This window comes from Streptomyces sp. CBMA156 (assembly GCF_014596515.1).
Classification (GTDB): domain Bacteria; phylum Actinomycetota; class Actinomycetes; order Streptomycetales; family Streptomycetaceae; genus Kitasatospora.
The window spans coordinates 1-8,077 of record NZ_MSJQ01000323.1; the positions used below are offsets into that span (position 1 = coordinate 1).

At 75.7% G+C, this 8,077-nt stretch carries 7 protein-coding genes and 1 pseudogene; 7 read left to right on the forward strand and 1 reads right to left on the reverse strand.

Features of this window, described 5'->3' with window-relative positions:
• The first annotated feature begins 38 nt into the window (after positions 1-38).
• The 5 genes and pseudogenes from BU198_RS28080 to BU198_RS28100 all read left to right on the forward strand — a co-directional run bounded on the left by BU198_RS28080 (position 39) and on the right by BU198_RS28100 (position 4,786).
• Complete coding sequence (locus BU198_RS28080; RefSeq protein WP_188299671.1) at positions 39-869, forward strand: RimK family alpha-L-glutamate ligase; 831 nt, start codon at positions 39-41, stop codon at positions 867-869.
• 141 nt (positions 870-1,010) lie between these two features.
• Positions 1,011-1,847: a putative RNA methyltransferase gene (locus BU198_RS28085; RefSeq protein ID WP_188299672.1), complete on the forward strand. Its 837-nt coding sequence runs from the start codon at positions 1,011-1,013 to the stop codon at positions 1,845-1,847.
• A 70-nt stretch (positions 1,848-1,917) separates the two neighbouring features.
• Positions 1,918-3,435, forward strand: coding sequence for an AAA family ATPase (locus tag BU198_RS28090; RefSeq protein ID WP_188299673.1), 1,518 nt, complete (start codon positions 1,918-1,920; stop codon positions 3,433-3,435).
• Between the two features lie 8 nt (positions 3,436-3,443).
• A pseudogene (locus BU198_RS28095) lies at positions 3,444-3,770 on the forward strand (nucleotide pyrophosphohydrolase); the annotation flags it as partial.
• Between the two features lie 302 nt (positions 3,771-4,072).
• Positions 4,073-4,786, forward strand: a complete 714-nt coding sequence (locus BU198_RS28100; RefSeq protein ID WP_188299674.1) for a DUF6099 family protein — start codon at positions 4,073-4,075, stop codon at positions 4,784-4,786.
• Here BU198_RS28100 and BU198_RS28105 read toward each other — a convergent pair.
• Positions 4,732-4,968, reverse strand: coding sequence for a hypothetical protein (locus BU198_RS28105; RefSeq protein WP_188299678.1), 237 nt, complete (start codon positions 4,966-4,968; stop codon positions 4,732-4,734). The two genes, BU198_RS28100 and BU198_RS28105, sit on opposite strands and share 55 nt — an antisense overlap.
• 448 nt (positions 4,969-5,416) lie before the next feature.
• Here BU198_RS28105 and helR point away from each other — a divergent pair, with 448 nt between their 5' ends.
• Both helR and BU198_RS28115 read left to right on the forward strand, forming a co-directional pair.
• Complete coding sequence (helR, locus tag BU198_RS28110; protein WP_188299675.1) at positions 5,417-7,573, forward strand: RNA polymerase recycling motor ATPase HelR; 2,157 nt, start codon at positions 5,417-5,419, stop codon at positions 7,571-7,573.
• A gap of 143 nt (positions 7,574-7,716) precedes the next feature.
• Positions 7,717-8,016 carry a DUF6087 family protein gene (locus BU198_RS28115; protein ID WP_188299676.1) on the forward strand — a complete coding sequence of 100 codons (300 nt, stop codon included), beginning with the start codon at positions 7,717-7,719 and terminating at the stop codon, positions 8,014-8,016.
• The last annotated feature ends 61 nt before the right edge of the window (positions 8,017-8,077 follow it).

An 8,077-nucleotide genomic window follows, 5' to 3' on the forward strand; every position in this document is an offset into this window, starting at 1 on the left:
CCGTACGGGCAGCTCGGTTTCGGTGAGGGGGAACTGCTGTGAGGATCGGGCTGATCACCGGAGACCCGGGGCACCCGGTGCTGGCGGCGGCCGCCGGGCTGCTGGTGAGGCGGGGGCACGAGGTGGTGGCCGTGCCGCCCGCCGGGCCGGTGGCCGGGCCGGCCGACGTCTACCTGCTCAAGGCCCGCACGCCGCAGGCGCTGGCGCTGGCGGCGGAGCTGGAGCGGCGCGGGGCTCCGGTGGTCAACTCGGCGGCGGCCACCGAGCTGTGCCAGGACCGGGTGAGGATGGCCGGCCTGGCGCGCGCCGCCGGGCTGCCCTTCGCGGACACGGCCGCCGCCGGGCCGCTGGGCGGACTCGCCGGTCCGGCCTACCCGTTCGTGGTCAAGAGCCGGCACAGCAGGCGGCACGACCTGGTCGCCAGGGTGGACGGGCCGGACCGGCTGCGCGAACTCGCCGAGCACTGGGCCGAGGAGCCGGTCGTCACCCAGCCGTTCGTCCCCGGGACCGGCTGGGACCAGAAGCTGTGGGTGGTCGACGGGCAGGTGTTCGCGGCCCGGCGGCGCTCCGAACTCGCCACCGGCACCGGGAAGTCGGGGCGGGCGGAGGACTGGGAGCCGCCGGCCGCGCGGGCCGCGCTCGCGCTGCGCGTCGGTGAGGTGTTCGGGCTCGACGTGTACGGGGTCGACCTGCTCGACGGGCCCGCCGAGCCGGTCATCGTGGACGTCAACGCCTTCCCCGGGGTCCGCGGGCGGCCCGGCGCGCCGGAGGCGCTCGTGGCGCTGGCGCTGCGGGTCGGGGCGGAGCGGGGGCGGGGGCTCGTGGAGCCGGGGCTCGCGGGGTCCGGGCTCGCCGGGGGCGCCCGGTAGGGGCCGTCGGGCGGGGCTGTGGGTGCGGCCGGGACGGCGGGCCGGGGCAGGACGGGCGGGTCGGGGCGTCGGGTCCGCCGGGGTCGTTAGGCTGGCTGGCGCCCCGACCGGCCGGGGCGTACGGCGAGAGAAGACGGAACCTTGCTCCAGGACATCGAGCGCTACCTGGCCTGCCCGCACTGCGCGCAGGCCCTCACCCGGCACGACCGCAGCCTGCGCTGCCCGGCCGGGCACAGCTTCGACCTCGCCAAGCAGGGCTACGTCAGCCTCCTCGCCGGCGACGCCCACACCGGCACCGGGGACACCGCCGAGATGGTCGCCGCCCGCGCGGACTTCCTCGCCGCCGGGCACTACCGGCCGATCGCCGACGCGCTGGCGGAGGGTGCCGCGGCCGTCTCCGGTGAGTCCCACGGCCTGGTCGCGGACCTCGGCGCCGGCACCGGCCACTACCTGGCGCACGTCCTGGACGCCCTGCCCGGAGCGGCCGGCGCCGCCCTCGACATCTCCAAGTACGCGCTGCGCCGCGCCGCCAGGGCGCACCCCAGGATCGGTGCCGTGGTGTGCGACGCCTGGCGGCCACTGCCGCTGCGGGACGCCTCGGCCGAGCTGATGCTCAACGTCTTCGCCCCGCGCAACGGACCCGAGATCCGCCGGGTGCTGCGCCCCGGCGGCACCCTGCTGCTGGTCTCGCCGACCGCCCGCCACCTGCGCGAACTCGTCGACGCACTGGGGCTGTTGTCGGTGGACGAGGAGAAGCAGCGGCGGATCGACGAGAAGCTCGGGCCGTACCTGGAGCCCGTGGAGCGGCGGGAGGTCGAGTACACCCTGCGGCTCGGCCCGCAGGACGTGCGCACCGTCGTCGGCATGGGGCCGAGTGCCTGGCACACCGACCCGGAGCGGCTCGGCGCCGCGCTCGCGGGGCTGCCGGAGCCGGTCGAGGTGACGGCCTCGGTGACGGTGGCCACGTACCGGCGCTGAGCGCCACGTTGGGATGAATCTGCCACGCAGGCACGTTTCTGCCGATCGGCCTGCGGCTAACGTCCGACGGGTGAACCGCGACGCCACCAGGACCGCAGGGCCGGCCCACCTCCGACCGGGCGCCCCGGGGCCGGGCCGACCGCCCGTGCCGCGCCCCACCGTCGAGGAGCTCCGGCTCACCTCGTTCAAGTCCTACCGGCGGGCGGTCCTGCCGCTCGCGCCCCTCACCGTGCTGCACGGGCCCGCCGGGGTCGGCAAGTCCAACGCCCTCGACGCGCTGGCCGTGCTGTCCCGGCTGGCCCTCGGCGAGGAGATCGCCGACTCGCTGGACGGGCTGCCCGAGCGCGCCGGCCCGCTCGCCGTGCCCGTCCGCGGCGGCCTGGACGGGTGCGTCCCGCACGGCCGGGACGCGATCATCCTCGGCTGCACCGTCCGCTCGCCGCACGGCCTGATCAGGCTCGACGTCGTGATCCGCACCGACGGCCCGGTCCGGATCGCCAGGGAGTCGCTCACCCTCGACGGCCGGACCCTGATGGACACCGGCGAGCAGGACGTCCGCAACCGGCGGGTCAACGTCTGCTGGCACAACGACACCCGCCAGGGCGACATCCGGGCACCGTTCCCCAGCGGCACGATGATCACCGCGCAGCTGCCGCTGCGGGTCGCGGGCTCGTCGGCCGGCGAATGCCTCGTCCTCGCCGCCACCGAGGACCTGCTCACCGCGCTGCGCGAGGTCTTCGCGCTGCACCCCGTCCCCGCGCTGATGCGCGGCTGGGCCAGGGCCGACCCGCAGGCCAGGCTGCGCAGCAACGCCGCCAACGTCTCCGCCGTCATCGCCCGGCTGAGCAACGAGTGCCCGCGCCGGTACGGGCAGCTGCTGCGCGCCGTGCAGTCCGCCGCGCCGCACCCGCTGCTCGGGCTCACCCTGGCCGAGCGCGAGAGCGGGGGCGTGCGGCGGGTCCTCGCCGTCTTCGACGAGGGCGTCCTCGGGCGCACCGGGGCCGACCAGGCCTCCGACGGCATGCTGCGCCACCTCGCCTTCGCCGCGGTGCTGCTGACCGGGGCCGGGGTGCTCGACCTCGACGTGGCCGCCGAGGTGCCCTGGGCGCACCGGCAGCTCACGGTGCTGGCCGAGGACCTGGGCGCGGGGCTCTCCGTCGAGCAGGCCGCCACGCTGCTGCGGCTGGCGCGGGACATGGCGGAGCGCAGCCAGCTGCGGGTGGTCGCGGCGTTGCAGGAGCCGGCGGCGGCGCGCGAGGCGCTGGGCGACGCGTCCGGGGGCGGGGTGGTGCTGGTCGAGTGCAGGCGGGACCCGGACTCGGGGTTCACCGTGCTGCGGCCGGAGACGGCGCGGGTGCCGGTCCAGTGCGGGCGTGGGGAGGGGGCGGGTGGGGCGTCCGCAGCGGGTGGGGTTCCCCTGACGGGGGAGGGTCCGGCCGGATCCGGGGGCGGCGACGGGGCGCCCCCGACGGGCGGGGCCGCTCCGGCGAGTGGGGCTGCTCCGGAGGCCGGGGCTCCCGCGGAGGGCGGGGCTTTTCCGGAGGACGGTGGGGCGGCGGGCCGCGATGCGGTAGACCTGGAGGGGTGAGCGAACGAATGACGGGGCCGGCGGAGCCCACCGTGGAGGCCTTGCGGCAGCGGTTGGCGGACTTCGCGGCGGCCCGGCGGTGGGAGCCCTTCCACACGCCGAAGAACCTGGCGGCGGCGTTGAGCGTGGAGGCGGGGGAGCTGCTGGAGATCTTCCAGTGGCTGACGCCCGAGCAGGCGGCCGCGGTGATGTCCGACCCGGAGCGCGGGCACCGGGTGCACGACGAGGTCGCGGATGTGCTGGCGTACCTGTTGCAGTTCTGTACGGCGGTCGGGGTGGATCCGCTGGAGGCCCTGGCGGCCAAGATCGAGCGGAACGAGCTGCGCTTCCCGGTGCCGGCGGACGCGGCCGACGCCGACGAGGGCGTGGCCGGGGCCTCCGGGAGTGCGGTTGGCGCCCCCGACGAGGTGGCCGGGGCTCCCGAAAATGTGACCGGCGTCAACTCGAATGTGGACGACCAACCCTTGTGAGGGACGGAAGTTATCCACAACCCCCGACTTTTCCACAGCTTCTGACAACGCGGATGCGCGTCCGCGCTCTTCCTCGCACGCTTTCGCCGTGACCAGCCGTCACCACTCGGACCGCTCCTCCCGGCGGTCCGGGTCGACGGCGACAGCGAGCGAGGGGAGCGGTGGCCATGGAGGCGCTGCGACTGATCAAGACGGCCCGGCACGCCCTGGCCGAGGCCAGGCACGTACCGGACGTGCTGGCCGAGGCGCGGCAGGCCGCGCTGCTCACCGAGGCGGTGGGCGCCAGGCTGGCGGAGTCGGAGGACGACGAGCTCACCGGGCTGGGGCAGCAGCTGTCCGAGGCGGGAGCGCACGCGGCGGTCTGCCTGGACCGCTCCGTCCTCCGGGCCGCCCTGGTGAGCGGTGGCCGGGCCGCGCGGCTCACCGACCTCGGGGACCTGGCACCGGCCCTGGGGGCGCTCGACGGGCTGCTCCGGGAGGTCGGCGAGACGCTGGTGGTGCTGGCCTGCGGGGCTGACACCGAGAGCCTCTACTGGACCTGCATCGACGGTGTGGACGCGGTGTCCGAGTGCAAGGACCTGACCGGGCGGCTGCGTGAGGCAGCGGTCCGGGCCGGGGAGGCGGAGCCCGCGGCGCTCGGCGGGGCGGCACGGGTGCGGGCGGGTGACGGGGCGCCGTTACTGGTGGTCCGGCTCGATCCACCGGACGGAGCCGGTCCGCCCGGCGGTGCGCCGAGTGCCGGTGGCGCGCCCTTCGGCGGCGACCCGCCGGACGGCAGTGGCCCGCCCGGGAAGGGCGGGCCAGCCGGTGGCGAACCGGTGGCGGATTACCTGGGGCCCGGCACCTCCGAGGCTTCGGAGGTGTCCGTGCCGGCCGGATAGGCGGTGGAGCCGGCGCTCCCGGGGCCGGAACCCTGGAGTTCGGCGAGGTCCGCGGTGACGGAGGCGAGCAGTTCCTGCATCTGCTCCAGCAGGCTCTTGGGAGTGGCGGGTCCGGCCGAGGTGCCGTCGGCCGAGCCCGTCGGGCTGTTCGGGAACTGCGGCGTGGCAGATGGTTCGGACATGACAGGACCCCTTCGGATCGGTGGCGCGGTGCGGAGCGGCCGACGGTGGCTCGGGCCGCACGGCGGGAGGCGGCAATTGCCCGCCACCGGGGCACCCACCCTCGCCGTACACCCAACGAACCGTGCCGGAGGCCGTCACCCGGACACCACCCGATGCGGTCCAACTCGGCCGGCCGGTAAGCCTCCCGGGTGAGCCGGGGTTGCCGTCGCGGTACGGCCTCGGCTAGGCGCGGAGCGATTCGGGGCGGTCATCGGCGGCGTCGGGCGGTCGTCGGCGACGCGGAGCGGGGCGTCGTCGGACAGGCCGGGAACGGAGCCGGAGGTGAGGTGGGGATGGCGCGGGGGAGAACCCACCCCTTGCCACTCTCAACGTATAGCGCATGGGGGGCCTTGCGGCAAGGCCCCTGTGGTGGCGCACAATCGCAGGCCTCAGATCGGAGTTGATGCCATGAACCGCCCGACGACCAGGGCGTTCGACCTTCCCACCCGTCTCGCCGCCAAGGCCGACCCGGTGCTGATCGGCGAGGACGAGCGGCACTTCGCGGCGATCGCGGAGAGCCTGGAGCAGTCGATCGCCGAGCTGTCCGACCGCCTCGACGCGCTGCTCCGCGCCCCGGGCGGTCTGGGCCGGGAGGCGATGGACCGGGACATCGAGGTGCACAGGCTGACCGGTCGGCTGCGCGCCCTGCGGCGCTTCGGCCTGGACCTGTGCCTCGGGCGGGTCGTCCACGCGGACGACCCGGAGCCGGTGTACGTCGGGCGGCTCGGCCTCACCGACAGCGAGGGGCGCCGACTGCTGGTCGACTGGCGCTCGCCCGCGGCCGAGCCGTTCTTCGCGGCCACCCACGCCGACCCGATGGGCCTGGCCAGCCGGCGCAGGTACCGCTGGACCGGCGGCCGGATCGGCGACTACTGGGACGAGGTGTTCACCGCCGAGGCCCTGGAGGGGCACGCCGCGCTGGACGACCAGTCCGCGTTCATCGCCGGCCTGGGCGGCAACCGGTCCGCCCGGATGCGGGACGTGCTGGCCACCATCCAGGCCGACCAGGACGCCATCATCCGGGCGGGGTCCAGGGGCGCCCTGGTGGTCGACGGCGGCCCCGGCACCGGCAAGACCGTCGTCGCACTGCACCGCTCCGCGTACCTGCTCTACTCCGACCCCCGGCTCGGCCACCGGCGCGGCGGCGTGCTGTTCGTCGGCCCGCACCAGCCGTACCTGGCCTACGTCGCCGACGTGCTGCCCAGTCTCGGCGAGGAGGGGGTGCGCACCTGCACCGTGCGGGACCTCGTCGCGGAGGGGGCGAAGGCCGGGGTCGAGAGCGATCCGGAGGCGGCCCGGCTGAAGTCCTCCGCCGACATGGTGGGGGCGATCGAGAAGGCCGTCCGGTTCTACGAGGAGCCGCCCACGGAGGGCATGGAGGTCAGCACCCACTGGGCCGACCTGTGGGTGAGCGCCGAGGACTGGTCCGACGCGTTCGACGCGCCGGACCCGGGCACCCCGCACAACGAGGCCCGCGAGCAGATCTGGGAGGAGCTGGCCACGATCCTGATGGACAGGCTGGGCGAGGACGCGGAGGTCTCGCCCGAACTGTTCCGCCGGTCGCTGCGGCAGGACCGGGAGCTGGCCGGGACGCTCAACCGCGCGTGGCCGCTGCTCGACCCCGCCGATCTGGTCGGCGACCTCTGGTCGGTGCCCGCCTACCTGCGGATGTGCGCGCCCTGGCTCGGACCGGAGGAGGTCCGCACGCTCCAGCGCAAGGACGCGCCGCACGCCTGGACGGTCTCCGACCTGCCGCTCCTGGACGCCGCCCGGCAACGGCTCGGCGATCCGGAGGCGGAGCGGCGCCGCCGCCGGCGGGAGGCCGCGACCGCAGCCGAGCGCGCCCGCATGGCCGACGTCATCGGCGACCTGCTCCAGGCCGACGACGACGGCGAGGGCGCGGTGACGATGCTGCGCGGGAGCGACCTCCAGGACACCCTGGTCGACGAGACGGCGCTGCCCGTGGCCGACCCGGAGCCGCTCGCCGGGCCGTTCGCGCACATCGTGGTGGACGAGGCCCAGGAGCTGACCGACGCGGAGTGGCAGATGCTGGTGCTGCGCTGCCCGTCCCGCAGCTTCACCATCGTCGGGGACCGGGCGCAGGCCAGGCACGGCTTCACGGAGTCCTGGCCGGAGCGACTGGAGCGGATCGGGCTCGACCGGGCCACGGTGGCCTCGCTGAGCATCAACTACCGGACACCGGAGGAGGTCATGGCCGAGGCCGAGCCGGCGATCCGGGCGGCGCTGCCGGACGCCAACGTGCCGACCTCCGTGCGCAGCAGTGGCATCCCGGTCAGGCACGGGTCCGTGGCGGAGCTGGACGCCGTCCTGGACGGGTGGCTCGCCGAGCACGCCGAGGGGACCGCCTGCGTGATCGGCGCCCCCGGCTTCGCGGCGCGGCCGCGGGTCCGGTCGCTGAGCCCGGCACTGTCCAAGGGGTTGGAGTTCGACCTGGTCGTCCTGGTCGACCCTGAGGCGTTCGGCGGGGGCGTCGAGGGAGCGGTCGACCGCTACGTCGCGATGACCAGGGCGACCCAGCGGCTGGTGGTCCTCAGGAGTTCGTGAGGACGGAAGGCGTGCGGAAGGAGAGCGCGGAGGGGGCGACCGGAGCGAGGCGCGGAAGGAGGGAGCGGAGGGGCTGGAACGCGCGTCGCCCGGTCGGGTGACGCGGGTGTCGGAGGACGGCGCCGGGAGGCCAGACTGGGGCGATGGACGAGGAGGAACCGCTGGCGTCGTGGGCGGCCAGGCGGGAGCAACGGCTGCGGCCGGTAGGGCAGTTGAGGGCCGTACGGCTCACGGGCGGGCGGCAGCGCGGCGCCCACGTGGCGCCGGGTGAACCGAGGCTGATCGTGCGTTGGGACGGGTACCAGTGGCTGCCGGAGACGGTGGCCGAGGACTACGCAGCCGCCCAGCGGATCCTGTACGGGACCGAGGGTGCGGGAGCGCGGTGGCCCGTGCGCCCGGCGCGGCGGCCGAGGAAGGCGCCGGGGCGCCACCGCAAGCCCTGAGGCTCCGCGGGCCCTGTGCCACGGCCGTCGGGTCCGGGCCGTGCACGGCGCCGACGGCCGC

Coding starts and splice junctions, on each gene's coding strand:
- helR (WP_188299675.1), top strand. CDS start 5,417: ATGAACCGCCCGACGACCAGGGCGTTCGACCTTCCCACCCGTCTCGCC.
- BU198_RS28100 (WP_188299674.1), top strand. CDS start 4,073: ATGGAGGCGCTGCGACTGATCAAGACGGCCCGGCACGCCCTGGCCGAG.
- BU198_RS28105 (WP_188299678.1), bottom strand. CDS start 4,968: ATGTCCGAACCATCTGCCACGCCGCAGTTCCCGAACAGCCCGACGGGC.
- BU198_RS28115 (WP_188299676.1), top strand. CDS start 7,717: ATGGACGAGGAGGAACCGCTGGCGTCGTGGGCGGCCAGGCGGGAGCAA.